The following is a 22,959-nucleotide window of genomic DNA, read 5'->3' as shown; positions in this document are numbered from 1 at the left end:
CAATGAACACACTTCAGGCCCCGCAGTCCGTCGGGTGGACCGAGGCCGGCGCGGCCCGCACCGCACGCTGGCGTTCCGAGAGCGGCACGCCGGCACCCCGCCGGGTGGTCGTCGCCGACGACCGTACGAAGGCCGACGACGCCTACAAGCTCGCCTGCGAGGGCACGGCGCTCCTGTGGCGCGGCGACTTCCACAACGCCCGCCAACTGCTGACCGCACTGGCCCGCCGGATCGACCGCCGCCCGCGCAAACGGCCACCGGCCGACCCCGCCCAGGCGTTCCACCTGCACCGGGCCGTGCAGAGTCAGCGCGCCCGCATCCTGGGGATGCTGCTGGTATCCCTGGACCCCGGGTACGGGCTCGCACTGCGCCGCGCGCCCGACGTACGGGAGGCGTGCCTCCAGGCGTACGGGCCGGACACCCCGGATGCGCACCCCGCCCCGCCCCTGATCGTCTCGCTGCGCGAACTGCTCGGGGTGATCGGCGCCTACGAATGGCGCAGAAACGGCGTCCGCGTACCGGCGCTCGGCGGCGACCGCGTCCACCCGTACTACGGCGTCTTCTCCCCCGTGCGCGGCGAGTACGTCGACCTGGTGGCCCAGGCGCCGCTCCCCTCCGTCCCCGGACCGGCGTTCGACATCGGAACCGGCACCGGCGTCCTGGCCTCGGTGCTGGCCCGGCGCGGTGTGTCCCGTGTGGTGGCCACCGACCAGGACCCGCGAGCCCTGGCCTGCGCGCGGGAGAACACCGAACGGCTCGGCGTGACCGACCGCGTGGAGATCCTGGAGGCCGACCTGTTCCCGGCCGGACGCGCGGCGCTCGTCGTCTGCAACCCGCCGTGGGTACCGGCCAAGCCCACCTCCCCCGTCGAGTACGCGGTCTACGACCCGGGCAGCCGGATGCTCCGCGGCTTCCTGAACGGCCTGTCCGCCCACCTCGAACCGGGCGGCGAGGGCTGGCTGATCCTGTCCGACATCGCCGAACACCTCGGGCTGCGCTCCCGCGCCGAGCTGACCGCCGCGTTCGACGCGGCGGGCCTGACGGTCCTGGACCGCCTGGACATCCGGCCCCGGCACCCCCGCGCCCGCGACGCCGACGACGCCCTGCACGCCGCCCGCGCCGCCGAGGTGACCTCACTGTGGCGGTTGGGGGCAGCGGGAGCTGCGGGAACCACAGAGGCCGAAGGGTCCGGAGGGGCCGAAGAGGGAACCCGGACATGACCGAGACCAGCAGCGAGGCCGAGCCCACGCACCTGCCCCACCTCGTCGAGCGCGCCCGACGGCTCGCCGCCTCCGCCACCCCGGCCCGCCGCCGGCTCCTCGGGATCGCGGGACCGCCCGGCTCGGGCAAGTCCACCCTGGCCGCCCGTCTGGTGGCCGGGCTGGCCGGGTCGGCGGTGCTCGTGCCCATGGACGGTTTCCACCTCGCCGAGGCGGAGCTGCGCCGACTGGGGCGCACGGACCGTAAGGGCGCGCCGGACACCTTCGATGCCGCCGGATACGCGGCCCTGCTGGCCCGCCTGCGCTCCCCCGCGCCGGACACCACCGTCTACGCCCCGGCCTTCGACCGCCGCATCGAGGAGCCGGTGGCGGGCAGCGTCCCCGTGCCGCCCGACGTGCCGCTCGTCGTGACCGAAGGCAACTACCTGCTGCTCGACGGCCCGTCGTGGGCCGACGCCAGGGTGTGCCTCGACGAGGTCTGGTACGTGGAGCTGGACGACGCGGAACGGGTGCGGCGCCTGGTCGACCGGCACGAGCGGTTCGGCAAATCACGGGCGCACGCCGAGCGGTTCGTCCGTACCTCGGACGAGGCCAACGCCCGTCTGGTGACGGCCGGGCGGGCGCGCGCCGACCTGGTCGTCAGATTCGGCCCGGACGCGGCACCGGAGCCGTACGGCGAGGCGTGAGCACTTCCGTGGCCGGTCAGCGCGGCCGTAGTGCGGGCTCCGTGACCGGTCAGCGCACCTTCTCGTAGACCTCTATGCGGCGGCCGACGGTGTCCGTGCGGCCGGTCCGCTCGAAGTGCCGGGCGAGGACGCGGAGTTTCTCGGCCTCGCGTACGGGTGCGGGCGGCGCGGCCCGTCGGGTGTCGGTGACGACCACGATGCGGGACTTGGCCAGCATGGCGGTACGTATGTGCTCGGCGCTGCCCTCGACGCCCTTGATGGTGCCGGAGGCCGCCGGGCTCTCGGCCAGCGCGAGGTCGTCGAGGCCGGTGAAGGCCGTCGGCGTCACCAGCGCCGTGTCGCGCCGGGCGGCCGGTATGAACAGCACGCCGTCGCCCGTACGCGCGGCCACCGCGACCCGGTCGGCCGCCCGCAGCACGTCGTCCGCCCGGCTCTTCGGCGCGCGCAGGCCGGTCTCCGCGGGCAGCAGCGCCACGAAAGCCGTCGCCGTCACCCCCGCGAGCAGCACCCACGTACGGACCGGGAGCGCCTGGACGGCAGCGGCGACGCCGACGCCGAGCAGCAGGGCGAAACCGAGGTTGGTGTAGAGGACGTAGCGGTCCAGATAGACGGGCTCCACGAGGACGGAGGCCAGCAGCAGGCCGCCCTGCGGCACGGCGAGCAGCGGCAGCCCGACGGAGGCCGGTGACACGGTCGCGCGGCCACGGCCCGGGTACGGGACGCGGGCGCACACCAGCGCCACGAACAGCAGCGCCGCGACGCCCAGCAGCGTGGACACGGCGACGGGCTTGATCCACGACACCTGGCCCGACTGGGCCCGGCTGGCCAGGATGAGCGGCAGCGCGCCCGCCAGCACTAGGGCCGCCGACACCGACCACGGGGCGAGCAGCGGGCGGGCACCACGGCGGCGGGCGACGAGCACGGTGACGGCGTGCGCGGGCAGGACGAACAGCGAGAACCAGTTCAGCAGGGCCGTGGTGAGCATGACCGCGCCGTAGCCCGCCCAGCGCGGCCAGCGGCGCCGCCGTACGGCCGCCGCTCCGTTCTCCGACGCGTCCGCCGCGCTCACCAGAAGCCAGGTGGCGACCGCCACGCCGGCCGTGACCAGCGCGTACGCCCGGCCTTCCTGGGCGTAGTGCTGGATGTTGGGTATCAGCGCCAGGACCAGCCCGGCGGCCAGGCCGGCCCAGGGCCCGGCGAGGCGGCGTCCGGCCGCGGCGGTGGCGGCCGCGGCCGCGGCGACGGCCAGGACGGACGGCATCCGGAGTACCGCCGGGCCGGCGCCGAAGAGCTCGAAGACGCCGTGCATCAGTACGTAGTAGAGGCCGTGCACGACGTCCACCTGGCCGAGCAGGTCCCAGATCTCCGCCACCGAACGCTGCCCGACCTGCCAGGTCACGGCCTCGTCCCGCCACAGGCTGTCCTCCCGCCGGATGCCCCACAGGCCGAGCGCCAGCGCCAGCAGGGCGGGCAGCACCGGGACGGCCAGCCGCGCGAGGGCGGGGGCGGAGGAGGGCGCGGCGGCGGGAGTGGGTGCGGGTGCGGTGGTGATGCCGCGTCGGCTGGGGAGGGCAGCGGCCAGTGTGACGGGGGCGGCTTCAGCGGGCATGACGAGGACTCTACACTGCACGTATACATCGCATGCATACCTGGCATGTATACACCTCGTGCGTAGGCCGCGACCTGCCGACTTCGCAGGTAGCGGCGCCGTACCAGCCCTGTCCCATACCGCCCCCGGTACGAACGGAGCCCTCGGCGCAGTGCCCGACCAGACCGCCACCCGCGCCACCCCCGCAGTCACCCATGCGCCCACCCCCGCGCCCGCGTCCACCCGCCTCCGTACGGCACTCCCACCCCTGCTCGCCGCCTGGTTCCTCACCCGGCTCTGGCTGGTGCCCGCGGCCCTGAAGATCAGCCCGTTCGTGGGCGGCGGCGGGCTCGATCCGTCCGTGAGCAAGGTCTACACCGGCTGGTACGCGGTCCTGAGCGGCGGCAGCTTCCCGCTGCACGACGTGAGCTGGCAGTACCCGCCGGGCGCGGCCCTGCCGATCCTGGCGCCCGGCCTCGTCCCCGGCCTCGGCTTCGGGCCCGCCTTCATCGTGCTGGCCGCGCTGTGCGACGCCGCGATCTTCGTACTGCTGGTGCGGGTGGCGCGGCGGCGCGGCCGTTCGCTCGCCGGGCCCTGGCTGTGGACCGTGGGCCTGGCCGTCCTCAGCACCATGCCGTGGAACCGGTTCGACCTGCACGTGACCGCTCTGGCGATACTCGCCCTGGTGGCCGCGTCCGCGCGGCGCGCCTGGGCCGGCCGGGCCTTCGGGGCCGTGACGGCGCTCGCCGCCGTCATCAAGGTCTGGCCCGCGCTGCTGCTCGCCGGTACGGCGCGGGGCCATCGCACCCGCACGGCCTGGGCAGCCGCCGCCGTCACCGGTGCCGTCGTGACCGCCGCTTTCGCCCTCGCCATGCCGAACGCGTTCTCCTTCCTCTCCGCCCAGGAGTCGCGCGGCATCCAGATCGAGTCGGTCGGCTCCCTGCCGTTCCATGTGGCGCGGCATCTCGGCTGGAGCGGCACCTGGGCGGCGAAGGACGGGTCGCACGAGTTCGTCGGCCCGTGGGTGGCCGGGGCCAGCGTCGCCATGCAGGTGTCGACCGTGCCGGCCTTCGGCTGGCTGCTGTGGTGGCGGCGCCGGTCGGACCGTACCGCCGCCCGGGTCCTGCCGGACGCCGCGCTGACCGCCACGCTCCTGTTCGTGGTCACCAGCCGGGTGATCAGCCCGCAGTACATGGTCTGGCTGCTCGGTCTGGCCGCGGTCTGCCTGCTGCGCGGCGACACCACCCAGCGCCCGGTCGCGCTGCTGATCCTGGCGGCCTGCGTCTTCACCACGCTGGACTTCCCGCTCCTGTACCGCGGGCTGCGGGACGACGCGTCCTGGCTGTCCATCGCCAATCTGTACGTCCGGAACCTGCTGCTGATCGCGGCGGCCTGGCTGTCCGCCCGCCGCCTGTGGCGCGGGACCGTACCCGTACGCCGCCCTTCCCCATGAGAAAGGAAGAGGCGGCACCAGTCGGGAACTCCGCCGCCCGCCCATCCGTACATAGAACGGAATCATCGGATTTCGCGGATACGGCGCGCGCCGCGAAGGACGGTAACTGCCGGGCGCGGGGGGCGACTTCCGTAACGACATCGTCGATGTCATCATGACACCATGAGTGTCACCGAGGGCGGCGCGGACTCCGCCGAGCACCTCGCGTACGAGGTGATCCGCCGCCTGTGGCCGCTGCACCGGACAGTCGTACGCGCCGTGGAACGGGAACTGTCGGGTACGGGCCTGACGGCCGGTCAGCGCGCCCTGCTGGACACCCTGCGCACGCACGGTCCGCGCACCGTGCCGGAGCTGGCCCGCGCCCTGGAACTGGACCGCCAGCCCGTACAGCGCTGGGTGAACCACGCGAGGGAACTGGGCCTGCTGGAGACCGTCCCCAACCCCGAGCACCGGCGCTCCCCCCTGATCCGGCTCACCCCGGAAGGCGCCGAGGTGACGAGCGCGCTCCAGCGGTCCGAGGCGGCCGGGCTGCGGCGGGTGCTGGCCGGGGTGCCGGCCGCCGACGTGGCCACCGCGCTGCACGTGCTCGACCGCCTCGGCGAGGACTTCCGGGCGCTGGCCCGGGAGGACGAGGCACGCTCCGGTCCCTCCCGTACGGCGGGGCCGCCCCGGGAACCTCGGACGCTCCAGACACCTCAAACGTCACGGAAGCCCCGAAAGCCCCGGACTTCCCCAGCGGACCGAGCGCCCCACCCGACAGCAGCACCCCACACAGGACGGCACGGAGCAGAAGCATGACGACCGACGACATCCGAGAACCCCAAGGAATCCAGGAGGCCGGGGCCTGGGATCAGCAGGCCGGGGCCTGGGGCATGGACGTCGAGAACGACACGGTGCCGGTCGAGAACGGCGAGCTGTTCTACGAGGCGGCCGGCGTCGGCACGGAGGGCGACCCCTCGGTGGTGCTGCTGCACGGCGGGATGCTCGACCAGCGCATGTGGGACGAGCAGTTCACCTGGCTCGCCCAGTCCGGCCTGCGCACGGTCCGCTACGACGCTCGCGGCCACGGCCTGTCCTCCACCGTCGACGGCGACTACGCCAACCACGAGGACCTGCGCACCCTCCTCGACCACCTCGGCGTAGCGCGCGCCATCCTCGTCGGCCTCTCGCACGGCGCCCGCATCGCCCTGGACATGGCGCTCGCCCACCCGGACCGTGTCTTCGCGCTGGCCCTGGCCTCGCCCGGAGTGAGCGGCCGGGCCTTCACCGACCCGTTCATCCTGGAGCACATCAAGGAGCAGGTGGCCGCCCTCACCGACGAGGAGGACGGCACGGAGCGCTACATCGAGCACTTCCTGCGCATGTGGGTGGACGGCCCGCACCGCGCCCCCGACGCCGTGGACCCCGCGCTGCGCGAGCGGATGCGGGCCTCGGCGGACGCCAACGTGGTCGTGCACGCGGGCGGTATGGGCGCCGGAGTGCCGATCGAGGTCGGCGCGTACGAGCGGCTGGCGGAGATCCGGGTACCGACCCTGGTCCTGGACGGCGACCTGGACAGCTCCGACATCTCCGCCAACGCCCATGCCATCACCCTCGCCGTGCCGGGCGCCCAGCGGGTACGCATCCCGGGCGCGGCCCACATGGTGAACCTGGAGAACACCGGCCACTTCGACCACGCCCTGCACGGGTTCCTCTCGGGTCTTCCGTACTGAGCCCGCGTCGCCCCCGCCACGCTCCTGCGTCTGCCCCTGTGCCCGTTCCTGCCCCTGCCGTCGGGCGTCCCGGGCGGGGTGCAACGATGAGCGGGTCATGATTGCGGGGCGTGTTCTCAGGGGATTGCGGGCCGGGGTGTTCGCGGCGGTGTGTGTACTGCTCGCCGCCCTCGGCCACGCCCTCATGTCCGACGCGCCCGTGCCCTGGTGGGTACTGCTCGGCGCGGTGACGGCGACGGCCCTCGGGGCATGGAGCCTCGCCGCCCGCGAGCGGGGACCGCTGTTCGTGACCGCGCTGACGCTGGCGACACAGGCCGCGCTGCACTGCGCCTTCTCCTTCGGCCAGTCGGTGGCGGCCACCGTGTCCGCCACCGCCGCCACCGGGGGCGGGCAGGCTTCCCTGGCCCAGCGGTGGGCGGCCTCGCTGATGTGCGGCACGGTCGGCCCGATCCCGCAGCGCGAGGCCGAACAGATGCTGCACGAGGCGGGGATCGGACGTCGGTACGGCGAGGCCATGGCCGACCTGCACTCCTCTCACTCCGCCCACGGCATGGACGGCATGCACACCCTGCACGACATGCCGGGTACGGGCGGCAGCATGACCGGCATGATCGCCGCGCACGTCCTGGTCGCGCTGCTGAGCGCCTGGTGGCTGTGCGGCGGCGAACGGGCCGCGTTCCGCGTCGTACGGACCGTCTCCGTACGGCTCTTCGTGCCGCTCGCCCTCGTCCTGCGCGCGGTCCTGCCGGAGCCGCCCCGGCCGGCCCGCCCGGTACGCCGCGAACCCCGGCAGCCGCTGCGGCGGCTGATCCTCGTCCACGTCATCTGGCTCCGTGGCCCGCCCCGGGAGACCGCTGTCCGCTGACAGCACGGTCACACCCAGGACTTCGCGCCGCACGCCGGCCGGTCCTGGCCCTGGTAATCGTCACCGGTCCCGATCGCCGTCCGTCCAGTACGCGGCGGACGGGGCCGGATCTCCCGAAGGACTACTGATGACGACTCCTGTCCTCGCCGCCCCCGTATGCGGCGGGCCCCGCAGCCGGTCGAGCAACCCGTCCAGCGCCGATGCCCGCTCCGACCAGAGGCGGCAGTCCGCGCACCCCGCCAGGTGGGCGTCGAGCAGCCCGTCCGTGACGCCCGGCGGCAGCTCTTCGCCGTCCAGGCGGGCGGAGACGGCGGTTCGTACACGCGAACAGTGCATGACCCCATCCTCCCCGACGTGCGCGGCAGCGGTTCCGCGACCGGTGGCGAGGAGGTGCGGCGTGCGCGATGACCGTACGGTGACGGCCTGGGCCCTGGCGGCCCGTTCCGGGGACGAGACGGCCGTGGAACGGTTCGTCCGCGCGACACAACTGGACGTACGGCGCTACGTCACGCACCTCAGCGGCGACGCGCAGGCCGCCGACGACCTGGTGCAGGACACCTACCTGCGGGCCCTGCGCAGCCTGCCCCGCTTCGAGGGCCGGTCGTCGGCCCGTACGTGGCTGCTGACCATCGCCCGCCGGACGGTCGCCGACCGGCTGCGGTCGATGGCCGGCAGACCGCGGCTCACCGGGACCGACGACTGGCAGGCCGCGGTGGAGAAGGCCCAGCCGCGCGGTGTGCCCGGTTTCGACGAGGGCATCGCCCTCACCGAACTGCTGTCGGCGCTGCCCGCACCCCGCCGGGAGGCGTTCGTCCTGACCCAACTGCTGGGCCTGCCGTACGCGGAGACGGCGGCCATCGCCGGCTGCCCGGTGGGGACGGTGCGCTCCCGGGTGGCGCGGGCCCGCGAGACGCTGGTGTCCCTGCTGGCGGAGGAAGCCGAGCCGGAGGCAGCTCGTACGCCGTGCACCGTGGGTGCGCTCGTGCCCGCACGTACCGCCCGCGTCTCGGCAGATTCCGCCGCGTGAGGCGGAGGGCGGAGCCGGATGCCTGAAGGCCGGTGTCCCGGGCTCGCGCCCGGGGCACCGGCCTCCGGCTCTCGGCGTACGGCCGGGTCAGAGCCGCAACTGGCCCGGTCGTACGGCGACGGCCTCGGCGGTGACGGGGCCGCTGTGACGGAAGTGCAGCGTGAAGGTGAGCCGGTCGCCCGGTACGAGGCGCGGTGGCGGGCTGACCATGACGTCCAGACCGGTCGGCGCCATCCGCAGGGCGCCGCGCGCCGGGACGGGGACGGCGCCGGCCATCCCCATCCGGTGCGCCCCTGCGGCGACCTCGACGTCGCGGCCGACCATGGCCCGCAGCCCGGCGGGCGCGGTGACGCCCGTCAGTTCGTCGGCGGTGGTGCCGGTGTTGCTGATGGTGAAGAAGGCCGCGGTGGCTTCCGTGTTGGAGGCGGTGAGGATCCGGCCGTCGGTCACGTCCAGCCGAGGCGGGGTGCCCGCGTTGCCGGTGACGGTCCAGGCGGTGAGGCAGCCGAGGGTCAGCACACCCGCGAGGAGCGGTACGGCGGCGGAGCGCAGAGTGGCAGAGGTCATGGGGTGTCCGGGGTGATCGAGGTACGGAACGTTTTCGCGGTGCGAGTGGTGCGGGAGGCCGGCTTCCATGCCCGCAGGCGCAGGCTGTTGCCCACCACCAGCAGCGAACTCGCCGACATCGCGGCGGCCGCGGTCATCGGGTCCAGCCGTCCGACGGCGGCGAGCGGCACGGTGACCAGGTTGTAGCCGAAGGCCCAGACGAGGTTGGCGCGGATGGTGCCCAGCGTGCGCCGGGCCAACCGTACGGCGTCGGGTACGGCCTGGAGGTCCTCGCGCAGCACGGTGACGTCGGCCGCGCCGATCGCGGCGTCCGTACCGCTGCCCAGCGCGATGCCGAGGTCCGCACGGGCCAGCGCGGCCGCGTCGTTGACTCCGTCGCCGACCACCGCGACCCGGTCGCCGTGTTCCTGCAACGTGGTGACCAGCGCGGCCTTCTCCTCGGGGAGTGCTCCGGCGTGGATCTCGGTGATTCCGAGGTGTCCGGCGGCGGCCCGCGCGGTGGCCGCCCGGTCCCCGGTGGCCAGCACCGGCCGCAGGCCGAGGCGGCGCAGGTGGTCGACGGCCCGGTAGCAGTCGGGCCGCAGCGTGTCGCCGATGGAGAAGACGGCCTGCGGAGTGCCGTCGACGGTCACCAGTACGGCGGTGTGCCCGGCGGTCTCGGCCGTACGGACCGCGTCCGCGAGCGAGGCGGGCAGCGCCGACAGCTCGCCGGGCCGCCCGACGGTCACGGACCGGCCGTCCACCTCGCCGGTCACGCCGTACCCCGCGGTCGCGGCGAAGTGCCGCGCGGCGGGCGGCGGCCGGTGCTCGGCGAGGGCTTCGCGGCGCAGGTCGCCGTACGCGGTGATGGCGCGCGCCAGGGGGTGTTCGGAGCCGTGCTCCACGGCGGCGGCCAGCCGGAGGATCTCGTCGGCCGTGAGGCCGGGGGCGCCCGCGCTACCACTGCCCGTATCCCCCGCACTGGTCGTCATGGCGATCACGCTCATCCGCCCGGTGGTCAATGTGCCGGTCTTGTCCAGCACCAGAGTGTCGATGCGCCGCAACCGCTCCAGGGCCTGCGGTCCGCTGACCAGAATGCCCAACTGCGCGCCCCGGCCCGTGGCGGCCAGCAGGGCGGTGGGGGTGGCCAGTCCGAGCGCGCAGGGACAGGCGACGACGAGGACGGCCACCGCGGCGGTCACCGCCGCCTGCGGGTCGGCGCCCGCGCCCAGCCAGAAGCCGAGGACGGTCACGGACACCGCCAGCACGGCCGGGACGAAGACTCCCGCGACCGCGTCGGCCAGGCGCTGTGCCTGGGTCTTGCCGGTCTGCGCCTCCTCCACGAGGCGGGTGATCCGGGCCAGCCGGGTGTCCGCGCCGACCGCGGCCGCCCGTACTTCGAGGAGGCCGCCCACGTTCACCGCGCCGCCCACGACCGCCGAACCCGGCCCGACCTCCACCGGGCCGCTCTCGCCGGTGACGAGGGAGAGGTCGAGGGCGGAACTGCCGTCCACCACCGTGCCGTCGGTGGCCACCCGCTCCCCGGGGCGTACGAGGAACCGGTCGCCGACCTGGAGCCGGGCCACCGGAATACGGCGTTCCACCGTAGCGGCACCGTCCGTGAGGCCGACGCTGGAGCCCTGGCCCGCCGCGTCGGCCGGTACCCGTACGGACACGTCCTTGCCGACCAGTTCGGCCAGCGCCCGCAGCGCGGACCCCGTACCCCGCCGGGCCCCGGCCTCCAGCCGCCGTCCCGCGAGGACGAACAGCGGTACGCCGACCGCCGCTTCCAGGTAGAAGTGCGCGGTGCCGCCGCTCAGGAAGAGCGCGTACGCGGACCAGGCGAACGAGGCGGCCACCCCGAGGGAGACCAGCGTGTCCATCGTCGCGGCGCCGTGCCGCAGACCGCGTGCCGCACGGCGGTGGAACGGCAGCGCACCCCACACGGCGACCGGCGCGGTCAGCGCGAAGCAGAGCCACTGCCAGTTGCGGAACTGCCAGGCGGGGACCATCGACAGGACGAGTACGGGGACGGAGAGCAGGGCGGTGACGAGGAGGCGGTTGCGTTCGGCGTCCGGGGCCTGCCCTTCAGGGGCAGGTGCCTCCTTCGCCGGACCGGCCGGTTCGCTCTCCGGGAGTTCCGCCGTGAACCCCGCGGCCTCCACCGTCGCCAGGAGATCGGTCACCGGCAGTCCGGGCGGGTGGCGGACTCGGGCCTTGCCGGTGGCCAGGTTCACCGTGGCGGTCACTCCGTCGAGCCGGCCCAGCTTCTTCTCCACCCGGTTCACGCAGGCGGCGCAGGTCATACCGCCCACCGTCAGTACGGTGACGCGCTCGCTCATCCCCTACCGCCCATGCCGCTCATGCCGTCCATACCGCTCATCCCGTCCATGGAGTCGCCGCTTCCGGGTTGTTGCGGCGCTCCGGGGAGCGTGCCGCTCGGCCGCATGCCCGGCGCCACGGGTCCGGCGGCCGATCCCGCCCCGTACGCGCCCACGAACAGGACGGCGAGCAGTGCCACGAACCCGATCACCGGTTTCGCGGGCAGTGCGGATGACAGACGCTCTACGAGAGGCATGGCCGCTCCGATACACGTACACAGACGACGGAAAGAGGAAAGAGGAAAGGGGAACGGGACTCGCCAAGTCCTGAAGCGAGGCGAGGGAAAGGGGAAACGGAAAGGGGAGACAATGCGCGGCACAGCTCAGGGTTACCGTCCTCCGGTCCCCGCGCTGCGCGCCTCGCGCCCCGCCCCACCACCCGAAGCCGCCATCCTGGCACGGCGATCGGCCCCCTCCCCCTCTCTCACCGCCTCTTGCCCCACGTGAGGTTTGTCCTGGTCACCCGCCGGAACTCACCCGGCCGCCCGTCCGACTACCTAGGGCTACGACCGCCTTTCGCGCCACCACCCCACCGGAATTGCCGCACCCCCTCGGCGGAATTCCCGTACCGCGCCGGGAACTCCTCTCCCCTTCCGCCCGACCTCTGAGTGAAGCGTGCGCACGACCGGCCCCGGGCGTGTGAGTGAACAGTTGCCGATCGCCGAGGAGTTCGGTCCATGTGTGGCATCACCGGATGGATTTCCTACCGCGAGGGCCCCCAACCCCCGCGCGCCCAGACCTCCGTCATCGAGCGGATGACCTCCGCACTGGCCCGCCGCGGCCCCGACGCCTCGGGCACCTGGTGCGGCCCGTACGCCGCGCTCGGGCACCGGCGCCTGGCCGTCCTGGACCCGGCAGGCGGTACGCAGCCCATGACCGCGCCCGCCGCCTCACCCGCACCCGTACCGCACCGACCGCCGCACGCCGTCCTCACCTACAGCGGCGAGATCTACAACCACCACGCCCTGCGGGCCGAACTCCGTTCGCGCGGCCACCGCTTCGCGACCCGCAGCGACACCGAAGTCGTCCTGCGTGCCTACCTGGAGTGGGGCGACGGCCTCACCGAGCACCTGGAAGGCATGTACGCCTTCGCCGTCTGGGACGCCCACCGGGAGCGGCTTCTCCTGGTACGCGACCGGCTGGGCGTCAAACCGCTGTTCTTTGCCGAAATCCCGGGCGGCCTGGTCTTCGGTTCCGAGCCCAAGGCCCTGTTCGCGCACCCCGCGTGCCGGCCGCGTGTCGACGCGCGGGGGATGCGGGAGGCGTACGGTCTGCTCTTCGGCACCGGGGAGACGCTCTGGTCGGGGGTGCGGGAGGTACAACCCGGTGGCGTGGCCGTCTTCGACCGGAGCGGACTGACCGAGCGCGTCTACTGGCGCCTTGAGGCCCGCCCGCATCCGGACCACGGGATCGCCGCGACGGTGGACACCGTCCGCTCCCATGTGGAGCGGGCGGCCCGCGCCCAACTGGAGGCGGACGTGCCTCTCTGCACGCTGCTCTCCGGCGGCCTCGACTCCACCGTGCTGACCGCGTTGCTGGCGGACGAACTGCGCGTACGGGAGGGGCCGGCGGCCCGGCTCCGTTCGTACGCGGTCGACTACAGCGACCAGGTGGAACGTTTCACCGGCGATGTCCTGCGCACCGGCCACGACACCCCGTACGCCGCCGAGGCCGCCGCCTTCATCGGCACCGACCACCGCCTCGTCGTCCTCGACCCGAGGGAACTGCTGGACCCGGCACACCGCGCGGCCGTGGTGGCGGCCCGCGACTCGCCCATCGGCGTCGGCGACATGGACACCTCCCTCTACCTCCTCTTCGGCGAGATGGCCCGGCACGCGACGGTCGCGCTGTCCGGCGAGGCGGCCGACGAGGTCTTCGGCGGTTATCCCTGGTTCCGCAGCCCCGCCGCGCGGGACGCCGACACCTTTCCCTGGCTGCTGGTGACCGGCGACGAGGCCGCCATGCCGCTGCACCCGGCGCTCGCGGACACGCTGCGCATCGGCGAGTTCCGGGCCGACACGTACCGGTCGGCGCTGGCCGCCGTCCCGCACCTGGACGGCGAGACACCGGCACAGCACCGCCGGCGCGAACTCCAGCACCTGTCCCTGACCCGCTGGCTGCGCCAGTTGCTGCACCGCAAGGACCGCCTCAGCATGGCGCGGGGACTGGAGGTGCGGGTGCCGTACTGCGACCACCGTCTCGTCGAGTACGTCTTCAACGCCCCGGTCGCGCTCCAGGACTTCGACGGCCGGGAGAAGAGCCTGCTGCGCGCCGCGGGCGCCCGCCTCGCTCCCCACTCCGTACTCCACCGCCCCAAGAACCACTACCCGGCCACCCACCACCCGGCGTACAACCGCGGCCTCCAGGACATGGCCCGCGACGCGCTCGCGACCGGTCAGGGCCGCGTGCGCGACCTGGTGGACGAGAGCGTCGTCAAGCCCCTCCTCGACATCCCGCCCGAGCACCTCCAGTGGGGGCACCGCCTGCGCCTGGAACGCGTCGTCGACCTGTCGCTGTGGCTGGAGGAGTACCGCCCGGAGCTGGCCTTCTGATCCCCTCGCGCACCTACGAGCCCGTGCACGCACACATCCCCCGACCGGCCCATCCCTGAGGAGCCCCTCCCCATGCCCCTTCCCGAACCGGAACCGATCCCTCTCTACGGCGAGAGCTACAAGCGTGATCCGTACCCCCTCTACACCGAACTGCGCGAGCGCGGCCCGGTCCACCGCGTCCGGTTCCCGAGCGGTGTGTGTGTGCCTGGCTCGTCACCGGCTATGAAGCCGCTCACCGGGCACTGAACGATCCCCGGCTCGGCAAACACCACTCCCGGGGCAACGCGGCCTGGCGCGCCCGCGCCTCGATCATGCCGGAGCCGCAGCACTCCCAGCTCCAGGTGCACTTGCTGCACCAGGACCCGCCCCGGCACACCGCCCTCCGCCGACTGATCACCGACGCCTTCGCGCCCCGGCGCGTCGCGGAACTCCGCCCGCGTTTCGAGGCCCTGGCGGACGCGTTGCTGGACGAGCTGCCGCCGGCCGAGGGCCCGGAGTGCGGCGGCACCACCGATCTCGTCGCGTCGTTCGCCGCCCGCTTCCCCTTTCTCGTCCTCGCCGAAGTCATCGGCCTGCCGGACGAGTTCACCAGGCGCTTCGACCGGGACTGGGGCAAGGTCGTCCAGCCCGTCGGTCCGACGGACCCCGGCCGCCCGGCCTACGAGGCGAGACTGCGCGGCCTGCAGGGTTACATCGCTGATCTCGTACACCACAAGCGGCAGGAGCGCGGCACGGACCTGCTCTCCCGTCTCGTCACCGCCCACGACGACGGGGCCTTGGACGGCGCGGAACGGGACTCCATGATCTTCCAACTCCTCGTCGCCGGACAGGAACCCGTCACCCACCAGATCACGACGGCCCTGACCGCCCTGCTGCGCCACCCGCACCACCTCGCCGCGCTCCGCGACGACCCCGCGCTCCTCCCCCGCGCCGTCGAGGAACTGCTCCGCTACGACAGCGCCTTCGAGCTGACGACCTGGCGCTTTCTCGCCGAGGACGCGGACGTGTCCGGCACCCGGGTCCCGGCCGGCGACTCCGTGATCGTCTCGCTGTGCGCGGCCAACCGCGACCCCGCCCGCTTCCCCGCACCCGACACCCTGGACCTCGGCCGGTCCCCCAACCCCCACCTCGCCTTCGGCCACGGCATCCACTTCTGCCCGGGCGCCACCCTGGCCCGTACCGAACTGCACATCGCCCTGGAGACGTTGCTCCGCCGCCTGCCGGGGCTCCGCCTGGCCGTACCGGACAGCGAGCTGAACTGGATACCGGCGGTGCTCGCGCGGGGGGTCGGGGAGCTTCCGGTGGCGTACGACACCACCGCCCCCGCTGTCACCCCCGGAGAGGCCCGATGACCAGCACAGCGGCCGCCATCCTCAGCACCCTCCTCCCTCACCGCCGCACCCCGGAGACGACGCCTACCGCCGAAGCAGCCACCCCCGCCCACTTCCCGCACCAACTACGCCACCTGGAAGCCCTGGTGGCGACCGGCCGCCCGATCCGCTTCACCCTCCCCGGCTTCCCCTGCAAGTCCCCCAACCCCGCCAAGGTCGTCGGCCGGCTCCCCGACGAGGGTGAACGCCTCGCCCTGCGCTTCCTGGACCGGCTGTGCGCCCGGATCGGGGAGCTGTACGCGCCGGGCGCGCGGCTCGTCATCTGCTCCGACGGGCACCTCTTCAGCGATCTGATCGGCGTCCCGGACCCGCACGTCGACGCGTACAACGACACGCTGCGCACCATGATCCGTACGGCCGGACTGTCCCACCTCACCACTTTCGACCTGCGGGACGTTTACGGAGACCGGCCCTGCGACGCCAAACGCGCCGAGGTGCACCGCCGGTACGCGCCCTCCCTGGACTCCCTGCGCGCCGAGACCCGGGACGCGGCCGCCCACGGCGGCGAAACGCTTCGCCTGTACCGAGGCATCACCCGCTTCCTGTTCGAGGACACCACCGGCTTCGAAGGCACCCGCTCCGCCCTGCAACGCGCCTGCCGCACCCGCGCCTACGGAGTCGTCCAGCGCAGCCGCGCCTGGGGCGCGCTGATCGCCGAGCACCATCCAGACGCCCTCCGGCTGTCCATCCACCCGCAGCCGCCCGGCACGCCGAAGTTCGGCATCCGTCTGCTCGACGCGCCCGACGTGTGGATGACGCCGTGGCACGCCTGCGTGCTGCGCGACGCGGACGGAGACGGCGTACGGCTGATGCGCGCGGCGGACGCGGCGCGGCTCGGACGGCTCGTCCACCGGGACGGCCGCCCGAGCCATTACGTGCGGGACGCGCACGAGGCCGGACGGCCGGCAGCGGCTCAGCTCTCCTGATCCGCGACTGCGGCTGGAACCGCGACTTCACGCTGATCGACGGCGATCAGCGGGTCCCCCGTCAGCGGATGATCGACCACCGCCGCCCGCACCCCGAACACCTCGGCCAGCAGCTCCGGCGTCAGCACCTCGCGCGGCGCGCCGGACGCCACCACCGTCCCTTCCGACAGCACATGGAGCCGGTCGCAGACCGAGGCCGCCGCGTTCAGGTCGTGCAGGGAGACGAGCGTCGTACAGGCCCGGCCGCGCAGCAGGTTCAGCAGCTCGACCTGGTGCCGTACGTCCAGGTGGTTCGTCGGTTCGTCCAGGACGAGGACGTCCGGCGCCTGGGCGAAGGCACGGGCGAGCAGGGCCCGTTGCCGCTCCCCGCCGGAGAGCGCCGAGAACCGCCGCCCGCCGTACTCCGCCAGCCCCACGTCGGCCAGGGCACGGGCCACCGTCTCCCGGTCGGCGCGGTCGTCGCCCGCGAACGCCCGCTTGTACGGGGTGCGGCCCATCGCCACCACCTCGTGGACGGTGAGTTCGAAGTCGCCGCCGCGTTCCTGGGGCAGGGCGGCGATGTGCCGGGCGGTGCGCGCCGGTGGCATGGTCCGAATGTCCTCCCCGGCGAGCAGCACCCGGCCCGCTTCGGGGTTCAGGTGCCGGTAGACCGTACGCAGCACCGTGGACTTGCCACTGCCGTTCGGGCCGACCACGCCCGCGATCTCGCCGGGCGCGGCCATCAGCCGCACCCCGGCCACCACGCACCGGCCGGCGTACGATACCCGCAGATCCTCGATGTCGATCCGCATGCCGTGGCCCGTGACGGCTTCCGTACGTACCCCTCCACCGGCCATGCCGACGCGCCTCCCCGCCCTCATGCTCCCGCTCCCTACCCCGGCTCCGATCCTGCTCACGCTCCCGCCCCCGCTCCGGCTCCCAGCCGCCGGTCCAGCACATACAGCAGCACCGGCGCGCCGATCACCGCCGTGACCACGCCCACCGGCAGTTCCTGGCCGTCCATGGCGGTACGGCACACGATGTCCACCACGACCAGCAGGAGCGCCCCGGTCAGCGCGGCCAGCGGCAGCAGCCTGCGGTGGTCGCCCCCGACGATCAGCCGGCACAGGTGCGGCACCATCAGCCCCACGAAGGCGACCGCCCCGGACACCGACACCAGGACGCCGGTGAGCAGGCTGGTCACCACGAACAGCGTCCGGCGCAGCCGTACGACGTCCACGCCGACGCTCGCCGCCGTCTCGTCCCCCATCGTCAGCGCGTTCAGCGCACGGGCCCGCGCCTGGAGGAGCAGCAGTCCGGCCGGTACGGTGACGGCCGGCAGCAGGAGCGTGCCCCAAGTGGCCCCACCCAGGCTGCCCATCAGCCAGAACAGCACGCCGCGCGTCTGCTGTTCGTCCCCGGCCTGGAGTACGAGGTAGCTGGTGAACCCGGCCAGGAACTGCCCGATGCCGACCCCGGCCAGCACCAGCCGCAGCGGCGCGAAGCCACCGCCCCGGCGAGCCAGCGTCCACACCAGCGCGAACGAGGCGAGCGCCCCGGCGAAGGCGGCCAGCGACAGCCCCACCCCTCCGCCCAGCTCGAACACCCCGCCCGCCCCCGCCACGGTGCCCGCGCCCAGCACGATCGCGGCCACCGCGCCCAGCGAAGCGCCGTTCGAGATGCCCAGCAGGTACGGGTCCGCCAGCGGATTGCGCACCAGCGCCTGGGTGGCCGTACCGACGAGCCCGAGACCCGCGCCGACCAGCGCGGCGAGCAGCGCCCTCGGGACGCGAAGCTGCCAGACGATCAGATCGTCCGTACCCGGCCGGGGCGGCTCGCCCCCCAGCCGCCGGAACACCACCGACCACACCTCGGCCGGGGCGATGTCGGTAGCACCGAGTGCGACGGCCGCGGTCAGCGCGGCGAGCAGGGCGACCAGCAGCCCGAGGGCGAGCCAGCGGGTACGGGCCTGGCCGGCTGCCCGTCCTTCAGCTCCTCCGGCCCGCCCGGCGGCCTGCTCAGGAGGCTGCTCGACGGCCTGCTTAGGGGCCTGCTCGACGGCCTGCTCGGGAGCCTGCTCGACGGCCTCTTGCCTCTCACCCGGCGATGCCATCAGTGGCCCGCCCGGGACCCGGTCCCTGCCGCTGCCCCTGCCCCTGCCCCTGCCCCTGCCCCTGCCAGCCGATCCGGGTAGAGCGTCGCCGCGATCCGCCGCACCGTATCGGCATTGCCCACCCCGGCGATGGTCGTCTGCTCCGAGCCGATGCGCAGGAACTTCCCTTCCCGCACCGCGCGCAGTCCCGCCGTGGCCGGGAATTCCCTGAGGAACTTCGCGGCCTCGTCGAATGCCTTCTCGGTGGCCGCGGCACTTCCCCGGTTCCGTACGCCGAGCTGGATCCAGTCCGGGTTCTTCGCCACCACGTCCTCCCACGACACCGGCCGGAAATCGCTCGCGCAGTCCGCGAAGACGTTCTGTGCCCCGGCCTCGGTCAGCACCGCGTTAGCCACCTGCCGGTTGCAGACCGCGACGGGCTGTTTCGTCCCCGCGTCGAAGTCGAAGAAGAAATACGACGGCCGCTGCGCCGCGGGCACGTCAGCGAGGGCCGTACGTACCGAAGAAACCTTCTTCTCCATCTCCGCCACCAGGTGCACCGCACGTCGCGAGGTGCCCGTGAGCTGCCCGAGCCGCCGGATGTCGCCTTCCACCGCGGACAGGTCCTGCTGCGGCACCTTCTTGCGCGGCGCACAGGCCGTAGAAGCCAGATAGACGTGCTTGATGCCCGCCGCGGCGAATTCCTCCTCGGTCGGACCGGCCGCCGCACCCCCCATGGCGCCCATGGAAGCGAACGTGTCGATATAGACATCAGCACCGGAACCGAGCAGCTTCTCCTTCGGAATCACCGTCTTCCCCAGCACCGGGACGCGCTGCGCCCGGGCATCGAGTTCGGGCGGCAACGCGCCCTTCCCCGGCGGGAATCCGGTACCGAAGACCCGGTCGCCCGCCCCCAGCCGGAGCAGCATTTCCAGGCTCGCCGCATTGCTCGTGACAATCTTCCGCGGTGCCTCGGAAAACGTCGTCCGCCGCCCGTCGCAATCGGTGACCGTGACGGGATAGCCTCCCGCTCCGCCACTCTGACCGTCCGCGGCCCCCGCCGCCGTACGCCCGTCGGCACCGCCGCAACCGCTGACCAGCGCGGCCACCGCCAGCACCCCCGCCACCGCCGCCACCGACCGGCCGCACCGCGCCGGCCGGCTCCCGGCCACCGGCTCCACCAGATCCATCCGAGGACGCATACGTCCGCTCTCCCTGCCTCTCGACCGCCCGACGGCCCGCACCTGCGGGCCCGGGACCAGGTAGTCGAGCGGACGGCGCCCCGGGTTCCCGCCGTATTGGTCCGATGACCACAGCGCGGCCGGGCGTTAGAGTGTCCGGGCCGTGGTGTCGGGAAGACCGGTGAAGACCGTCAGGTCCAGACCGGAGCGGCCCTCGCCACTGTGATCGGGAAGTTCCCGCCCCGTTCCGTACGCGCCCCGCGCCCGTACGGAGCCACTGGCCGCAGCCCGCGACCGGGAAGGCAGGGGCGGGCGCGCACACCCGTCAGCCAGGAGACCGGCCACGGCATCTCACGAACTGATCCACGAGGTGCTGGAGCGTGACCACCGGATGCCCCTGTCCACCAATTCCCCTTCCTCTTCTCCTTCCCCCTCCCCCTCACCGTCCCCACCTGCCACTTCCACCCCCCTGCCACTGCCCGGATTCCGCTGGCGGCGGCAGGACACCGTACGGACCGCGGGGCTGATGGCAGTCATAGCCGCCCTGCACGTCGTCGCCTTCGGCGTGCTCTTCCTGCTGGTCGTGCCGCACCACTACACCGTGGGCTCGCAGGTCTTCGGGGTCGGCCTCGGCGTCACCGCGTACACCCTCGGCATGCGGCACGCCTTCGACGCCGACCACATCGCCGCCATCGACAACACCACCCGCAAGCTGATGGCCGACGGCAAGCGCCCGGTCTCGGTGGGCTTCTGGTTCGCGCTCGGGCACTCCAGCGTGGTCGTCGCCATGGCGGCACTGGTCGCCGGCGGCGCACAACTGGCCGGCACCCTGCTCGACGACGGATCGAGCACCCACCAGGTGCTCGGCACCGTGGGCACCACGGTCTCCGGCAGCTTCCTCTACCTCATCGCCGCGCTCAACCTCGTCGCGCTGGCGGGCATCTGGCGGGTGTTCCGGGCGATGCGGGAGGGCCGGTACGACGAGTCGGAGCTGGAGCAGCACCTCGACTCCCGCGGCTTCATGAACCGCGTACTGGGCCGCTTCACCCGCTCCATCACCCGCCCCGGCCAGATGTACCCGCTCGGCCTGCTCTTCGGCCTCGGCTTCGACACCGCGACCGAGGTGACGCTGATGGTGATGGCGGGCAGCGGCGCGGCGGCCGGCCTGCCCTGGTACGCGATCCTGGTGCTGCCGCTGCTGTTCGCGGCGGGGATGAGTTTGTTCGACACGCTGGACGGTACGTTCATGAACTTCGCGTACCAGTGGGCGTTCTCGAACCCGGTGCGCAAGGTCTACTACAACCTCACGATCACCGGTCTGTCGATCGCCGTGGCGTTCTTCATCGGGACCATCGAACTGGTCACCGTGCTGCACGAGAAGCTCAACCTGACGGACGGCGTGACCGGCTGGATCTCGTCGATCGACCTGGACAACGTCGGCTTCATCATCGTCGGCCTGTTCGTGGCGGTCTGGGCGGCGGCGCTGGCGTACTGGCGGCTGGCCGGTGTGGAGAAGCGCTGGTCGGCACGGGCGACGGAGGCGGCCCGAGAGCCCGCCTGACCACTGCCTGAGGCACCTGAACCCGGCGCCACGGCCTCCGCGACGGGAGGCCGTGGCGCCGGGTTCAGGTAGTGGCAGACCCGCCCGCCCTCAAACCGAGGCCATGGCCCGTCCCGCCCTGCCCTCAGACCAAAGTGGTGTCCCGCCCCGCCCTCAGGTCGCCGACCCGGCCGCCGCCCCCGTCTTCAGATCGCGGCCCCAGCGCTCCAGCTCGGCTTCGAGGTCGAGCGGGCGCAGCCGGTCCGGCTCGTCCGGTCCCGGCCACTCCGTACGGGGCACCCGCCACATGACCTCGAACTCGTTGCCGTCCGGGTCCTTGGCGTACAGCGACTTGGACACCAGGTGGTCGGTGGCGCCGACCAGCGCGCCCCGCTCGGCCAAGTCCCTCGCCGTGTCCGCCAGCTCCCCGAGGGTGCCGACCTCCCAGGCCAGGTGGTAGAGCCCCACCCGGCCGTGTTCGGGTCCCGGCGCCCCGGCGCCGACCGCGAACAGCCCGAGATCGTGATCGTTGGCGGTCCCCTCGGCACTGAGGAACGCGGCCCTCCCCGGTATCTCGGTGTCCACCCGGAACCCCAGCGCCTCCGTGTAGAAGGCCACGGCGCGCGCCACGTCCCGTACGTAGAGCACCGCGTGATTCAGCCGCCGCACTGCCACGTCAATCCCTCACCTTCCGCTTCTCTCCACACACACCACTTCACCCGGCTCCCTACGATTCCGCCGGGAGGTCAGTCGCGCACCAGCAGCATCACGAACGCGACGATCACGCCGAACAAGAGGGCAGCCACCCCGTAAGCAAGCCGGTGGTTACGCAGGACCGGAAGCAGCCGGTCGACCGCGTACCGGCCGGGGCCGGTCAGCGCCAGGGCTCCGGCGCCCGCCGTGAGCAGCAGCTCGTACTCGACGCCCTCGGGCGCGAAGAAGCCTCCGCCCCACTTCACCGCCAGCGCGTTCACCATCGTCCCGACGACCGCCGCGCCCGCCAGCGGCGTCAGCAGCCCGAGGACCAGCCCGAGACCGCCCAGCGTCTCGCTGAGCCCGGCCACCACGGCCATGGCCTTGCCGGCCGGGTAACCGCTGCCCGCGAAGAACTGTCCGGTTCCGTCCAGCCCCGGCCCGCCGAACCAGCCGAACAGCTTCTGCGCACCGTGCGCGGCCATGATCAGCCCGACCGCGAGCCGCAGCACCAGCAGGCCGATGTCGTACGCGTGCGGGGTCGCGGCATGCCGGTCGTCGACACCGCTGCCGTAGTCACGGAGGGGGCTGCGAAGAGGGCTGAGGGGGGAGGACATACGAACGCTCATTTCTGTCTGGTCTGTCCGGGCCGCGGGTCCTGCAACAGAACCGGTGCCGCCCGCCCAAGAAGTACTTGAAACTTCAAGTCACACCCCGACGATACACATCACTTGAAACTCGAACAACAACCCCGCACCCCACACCATCACCCTTCGGCCACCACCCCCCACAGCGCGTAACCACAAAACCTACCCACAACGCCCCAACCAAACGCCGCATCCACCCTCACCCTCACCCCCACCCACAACCCCACTCGCCCCACCACCACTCCTCACCCCACAACCGCCCACACGTCCTTGTCCCCACCGCGCCACTCGACGAGCCCCGGAGCATCCAGATCAATGTCCTCGGCATCCGGCGCCAGCCCGGCCTGCCGCAGAAACTCGGCAACATCCCCACGCCCGTGCGCCAGCCCGACAATCTGCCCGTGAACGGTGACCCGCCGCCCACCGGACGAGGAGGGCGGGTGAACAATCACCGGCGGATGCTCAGCCATACATTCAGCC

At 73.0% G+C, this 22,959-nt stretch carries 21 protein-coding genes, 1 pseudogene and 1 riboswitch; of the genes and pseudogenes, 11 read left to right on the top strand and 11 right to left on the bottom strand.

Annotation, left to right across the window (positions count from 1 at the left end):
- Window positions 1-2: 2 nt before the first annotated feature.
- Entirely contained in the window at window positions 3-1,220 is a 1,218-nt protein-coding gene (locus tag EJG53_RS28980) for a methyltransferase (protein ID WP_125047356.1), read from the top strand.
- Window positions 1,217-1,906 (top strand): nucleoside/nucleotide kinase family protein, encoded by a 690-nt coding sequence (locus tag EJG53_RS28975; RefSeq protein ID WP_125047355.1) that lies wholly within the window; start codon window positions 1,217-1,219, stop codon window positions 1,904-1,906. The genes EJG53_RS28980 and EJG53_RS28975 overlap by 4 nt, the downstream gene beginning before the upstream one ends.
- 49 nt (window positions 1,907-1,955) lie before the next feature.
- Here EJG53_RS28975 and EJG53_RS28970 read toward each other — a convergent pair whose 3' ends face one another.
- The gene (locus EJG53_RS28970) at window positions 1,956-3,515 is read right to left on the bottom strand and encodes a glycosyltransferase family 39 protein (RefSeq protein ID WP_125047354.1); all 1,560 of its coding nucleotides are present in this window, start codon (window positions 3,513-3,515) and stop codon (window positions 1,956-1,958) included.
- Window positions 3,516-3,666: 151 nt separating this feature from the next.
- Between EJG53_RS28970 and EJG53_RS28965 the strand changes: the two genes are divergently transcribed.
- From EJG53_RS28965 to EJG53_RS28950, 4 genes are all read left to right on the top strand, one after another.
- Entirely contained in the window at window positions 3,667-4,947 is a 1,281-nt protein-coding gene (locus tag EJG53_RS28965; protein WP_244955388.1) for a glycosyltransferase family 87 protein, read from the top strand.
- Between the two features lie 162 nt (window positions 4,948-5,109).
- A complete protein-coding gene (locus tag EJG53_RS28960; protein WP_125047352.1) occupies window positions 5,110-5,745 on the top strand; it encodes a MarR family winged helix-turn-helix transcriptional regulator in 636 nt (211 codons plus the stop codon).
- Between the two features lie 74 nt (window positions 5,746-5,819).
- Window positions 5,820-6,659, top strand: coding sequence for an alpha/beta fold hydrolase (locus EJG53_RS28955; protein ID WP_371858814.1), 840 nt, complete (start codon window positions 5,820-5,822; stop codon window positions 6,657-6,659).
- Between the two features lie 97 nt (window positions 6,660-6,756).
- A complete protein-coding gene (locus EJG53_RS28950; protein WP_125047350.1) occupies window positions 6,757-7,524 on the top strand; it encodes a PE-PGRS family protein in 768 nt (255 codons plus the stop codon).
- Between the two features lie 60 nt (window positions 7,525-7,584).
- On the opposite strand, the gene EJG53_RS28945 is transcribed toward EJG53_RS28950, so the two are convergent.
- A complete protein-coding gene (locus tag EJG53_RS28945; protein WP_125047349.1) occupies window positions 7,585-7,860 on the bottom strand; it encodes a zf-HC2 domain-containing protein in 276 nt (91 codons plus the stop codon).
- A gap of 61 nt (window positions 7,861-7,921) precedes the next feature.
- Here EJG53_RS28945 and EJG53_RS28940 point away from each other — a divergent pair, with 61 nt between their 5' ends.
- Entirely contained in the window at window positions 7,922-8,551 is a 630-nt protein-coding gene (locus EJG53_RS28940; protein ID WP_244955387.1) for a sigma-70 family RNA polymerase sigma factor, read from the top strand.
- Window positions 8,552-8,638: 87 nt separating this feature from the next.
- Here the strand turns inward: EJG53_RS28940 and EJG53_RS28935 are convergent, their stop codons facing one another.
- From EJG53_RS28935 to EJG53_RS28925, 3 genes are read right to left on the bottom strand one after another with little or no spacing between them, the layout of a single operon-like run.
- On the bottom strand, window positions 8,639-9,118 hold the full coding sequence (locus EJG53_RS28935; protein ID WP_125047348.1) for a copper chaperone PCu(A)C: 480 nt from the start codon (window positions 9,116-9,118) through the stop codon (window positions 8,639-8,641).
- A complete protein-coding gene (locus EJG53_RS28930) occupies window positions 9,115-11,439 on the bottom strand; it encodes a heavy metal translocating P-type ATPase (protein ID WP_125047347.1) in 2,325 nt (774 codons plus the stop codon). Before EJG53_RS28930 ends, EJG53_RS28935 begins: the two co-directional genes overlap by 4 nt.
- On the bottom strand, window positions 11,436-11,675 hold the full coding sequence (locus EJG53_RS28925) for a hypothetical protein (RefSeq protein ID WP_125047346.1): 240 nt from the start codon (window positions 11,673-11,675) through the stop codon (window positions 11,436-11,438). Before EJG53_RS28925 ends, EJG53_RS28930 begins: the two co-directional genes overlap by 4 nt.
- 480 nt (window positions 11,676-12,155) lie before the next feature.
- Here EJG53_RS28925 and asnB point away from each other — a divergent pair, with 480 nt between their 5' ends.
- From asnB to EJG53_RS28910, 3 genes and pseudogenes are all read left to right on the top strand, one after another.
- Entirely contained in the window at window positions 12,156-14,030 is a 1,875-nt protein-coding gene (gene asnB, locus EJG53_RS28920) for an asparagine synthase (glutamine-hydrolyzing) (protein WP_125047345.1), read from the top strand.
- 72 nt (window positions 14,031-14,102) lie between these two features.
- A pseudogene (locus EJG53_RS28915) lies at window positions 14,103-15,382 on the top strand (cytochrome P450 family protein).
- On the top strand, window positions 15,379-16,347 hold the full coding sequence (locus EJG53_RS28910; RefSeq protein WP_125047344.1) for an L-tyrosine/L-tryptophan isonitrile synthase family protein: 969 nt from the start codon (window positions 15,379-15,381) through the stop codon (window positions 16,345-16,347). The pseudogene EJG53_RS28915 and the gene EJG53_RS28910 overlap by 4 nt, the downstream one beginning before the upstream one ends.
- Here EJG53_RS28910 and EJG53_RS28905 read toward each other — a convergent pair.
- The 3 genes from EJG53_RS28905 to EJG53_RS28895 form a co-directional block, all read right to left on the bottom strand.
- Window positions 16,335-17,138: an ABC transporter ATP-binding protein gene (locus tag EJG53_RS28905; protein ID WP_125049660.1), complete on the bottom strand. Its 804-nt coding sequence runs from the start codon at window positions 17,136-17,138 to the stop codon at window positions 16,335-16,337. The two genes, EJG53_RS28910 and EJG53_RS28905, sit on opposite strands and share 13 nt — an antisense overlap.
- Window positions 17,139-17,239: 101 nt before the next feature.
- Entirely contained in the window at window positions 17,240-18,439 is a 1,200-nt protein-coding gene (locus tag EJG53_RS28900) for a FecCD family ABC transporter permease (protein ID WP_244955386.1), read from the bottom strand.
- The gene (locus EJG53_RS28895) at window positions 18,439-19,608 is read right to left on the bottom strand and encodes an ABC transporter substrate-binding protein (RefSeq protein ID WP_125049659.1); all 1,170 of its coding nucleotides are present in this window, start codon (window positions 19,606-19,608) and stop codon (window positions 18,439-18,441) included. Before EJG53_RS28895 ends, EJG53_RS28900 begins: the two co-directional genes overlap by 1 nt.
- 138 nt (window positions 19,609-19,746) lie before the next feature.
- Window positions 19,747-19,959: riboswitch (cobalamin riboswitch) on the top strand.
- 31 nt (window positions 19,960-19,990) lie between these two features.
- Between EJG53_RS28895 and nicT the strand changes: the two genes are divergently transcribed.
- Window positions 19,991-21,160, top strand: coding sequence for a Nickel transporter NicT (gene nicT, locus EJG53_RS28890; RefSeq protein ID WP_125049658.1), 1,170 nt, complete (start codon window positions 19,991-19,993; stop codon window positions 21,158-21,160).
- 153 nt (window positions 21,161-21,313) lie between these two features.
- Here the strand turns inward: nicT and EJG53_RS28885 are convergent, their stop codons facing one another.
- The 3 genes from EJG53_RS28885 to EJG53_RS28875 all read right to left on the bottom strand — a co-directional run bounded on the left by EJG53_RS28885 (window position 21,314) and on the right by EJG53_RS28875 (window position 22,949).
- On the bottom strand, window positions 21,314-21,814 hold the full coding sequence (locus EJG53_RS28885; protein WP_125047343.1) for a VOC family protein: 501 nt from the start codon (window positions 21,812-21,814) through the stop codon (window positions 21,314-21,316).
- Window positions 21,815-21,885: 71 nt separating this feature from the next.
- The gene (locus EJG53_RS28880) at window positions 21,886-22,449 is read right to left on the bottom strand and encodes a DoxX family protein (RefSeq protein WP_244955384.1); all 564 of its coding nucleotides are present in this window, start codon (window positions 22,447-22,449) and stop codon (window positions 21,886-21,888) included.
- A 275-nt stretch (window positions 22,450-22,724) separates the two neighbouring features.
- The gene (locus tag EJG53_RS28875; RefSeq protein ID WP_031003547.1) at window positions 22,725-22,949 is read right to left on the bottom strand and encodes a hypothetical protein; all 225 of its coding nucleotides are present in this window, start codon (window positions 22,947-22,949) and stop codon (window positions 22,725-22,727) included.
- Window positions 22,950-22,959: the final 10 nt, after the last annotated feature.

Source organism: Streptomyces chrestomyceticus JCM 4735 (assembly GCF_003865135.1).
Taxonomy (GTDB): domain Bacteria; phylum Actinomycetota; class Actinomycetes; order Streptomycetales; family Streptomycetaceae; genus Streptomyces; species Streptomyces chrestomyceticus.
Note: the sequence above shows the minus strand (reverse complement) of the source record. Positions and strands in the feature narration are given on the sequence as shown.

Bases quoted from the DNA above. Each gene is read 5' to 3' on its own strand.
- EJG53_RS28930 (WP_125047347.1), bottom strand. From the start codon at position 11,439: ATGAGCGAGCGCGTCACCGTACTGACGGTGGGCGGTATGACCTGCGCC.
- asnB (WP_125047345.1), top strand. From the start codon at position 12,156: ATGTGTGGCATCACCGGATGGATTTCCTACCGCGAGGGCCCCCAACCC.
- nicT (WP_125049658.1), top strand. From the start codon at position 19,991: ATGCCCCTGTCCACCAATTCCCCTTCCTCTTCTCCTTCCCCCTCCCCC.
- EJG53_RS28945 (WP_125047349.1), bottom strand. From the start codon at position 7,860: ATGCACTGTTCGCGTGTACGAACCGCCGTCTCCGCCCGCCTGGACGGC.
- EJG53_RS28900 (WP_244955386.1), bottom strand. From the start codon at position 18,439: ATGGCATCGCCGGGTGAGAGGCAAGAGGCCGTCGAGCAGGCTCCCGAG.
- EJG53_RS28905 (WP_125049660.1), bottom strand. From the start codon at position 17,138: ATGCGGATCGACATCGAGGATCTGCGGGTATCGTACGCCGGCCGGTGC.
- EJG53_RS28925 (WP_125047346.1), bottom strand. From the start codon at position 11,675: ATGCCTCTCGTAGAGCGTCTGTCATCCGCACTGCCCGCGAAACCGGTG.
- EJG53_RS28975 (WP_125047355.1), top strand. From the start codon at position 1,217: ATGACCGAGACCAGCAGCGAGGCCGAGCCCACGCACCTGCCCCACCTC.
- EJG53_RS28910 (WP_125047344.1), top strand. From the start codon at position 15,379: ATGACCAGCACAGCGGCCGCCATCCTCAGCACCCTCCTCCCTCACCGC.
- EJG53_RS28935 (WP_125047348.1), bottom strand. From the start codon at position 9,118: ATGACCTCTGCCACTCTGCGCTCCGCCGCCGTACCGCTCCTCGCGGGT.
- EJG53_RS28880 (WP_244955384.1), bottom strand. From the start codon at position 22,449: ATGTCCTCCCCCCTCAGCCCTCTTCGCAGCCCCCTCCGTGACTACGGC.
- EJG53_RS28970 (WP_125047354.1), bottom strand. From the start codon at position 3,515: ATGCCCGCTGAAGCCGCCCCCGTCACACTGGCCGCTGCCCTCCCCAGC.
- EJG53_RS28895 (WP_125049659.1), bottom strand. From the start codon at position 19,608: ATGGATCTGGTGGAGCCGGTGGCCGGGAGCCGGCCGGCGCGGTGCGGC.
- EJG53_RS28955 (WP_371858814.1), top strand. From the start codon at position 5,820: ATGGACGTCGAGAACGACACGGTGCCGGTCGAGAACGGCGAGCTGTTC.
- EJG53_RS28960 (WP_125047352.1), top strand. From the start codon at position 5,110: ATGAGTGTCACCGAGGGCGGCGCGGACTCCGCCGAGCACCTCGCGTAC.
- EJG53_RS28950 (WP_125047350.1), top strand. From the start codon at position 6,757: ATGATTGCGGGGCGTGTTCTCAGGGGATTGCGGGCCGGGGTGTTCGCG.
- EJG53_RS28980 (WP_125047356.1), top strand. From the start codon at position 3: ATGAACACACTTCAGGCCCCGCAGTCCGTCGGGTGGACCGAGGCCGGC.
- EJG53_RS28875 (WP_031003547.1), bottom strand. From the start codon at position 22,949: ATGGCTGAGCATCCGCCGGTGATTGTTCACCCGCCCTCCTCGTCCGGT.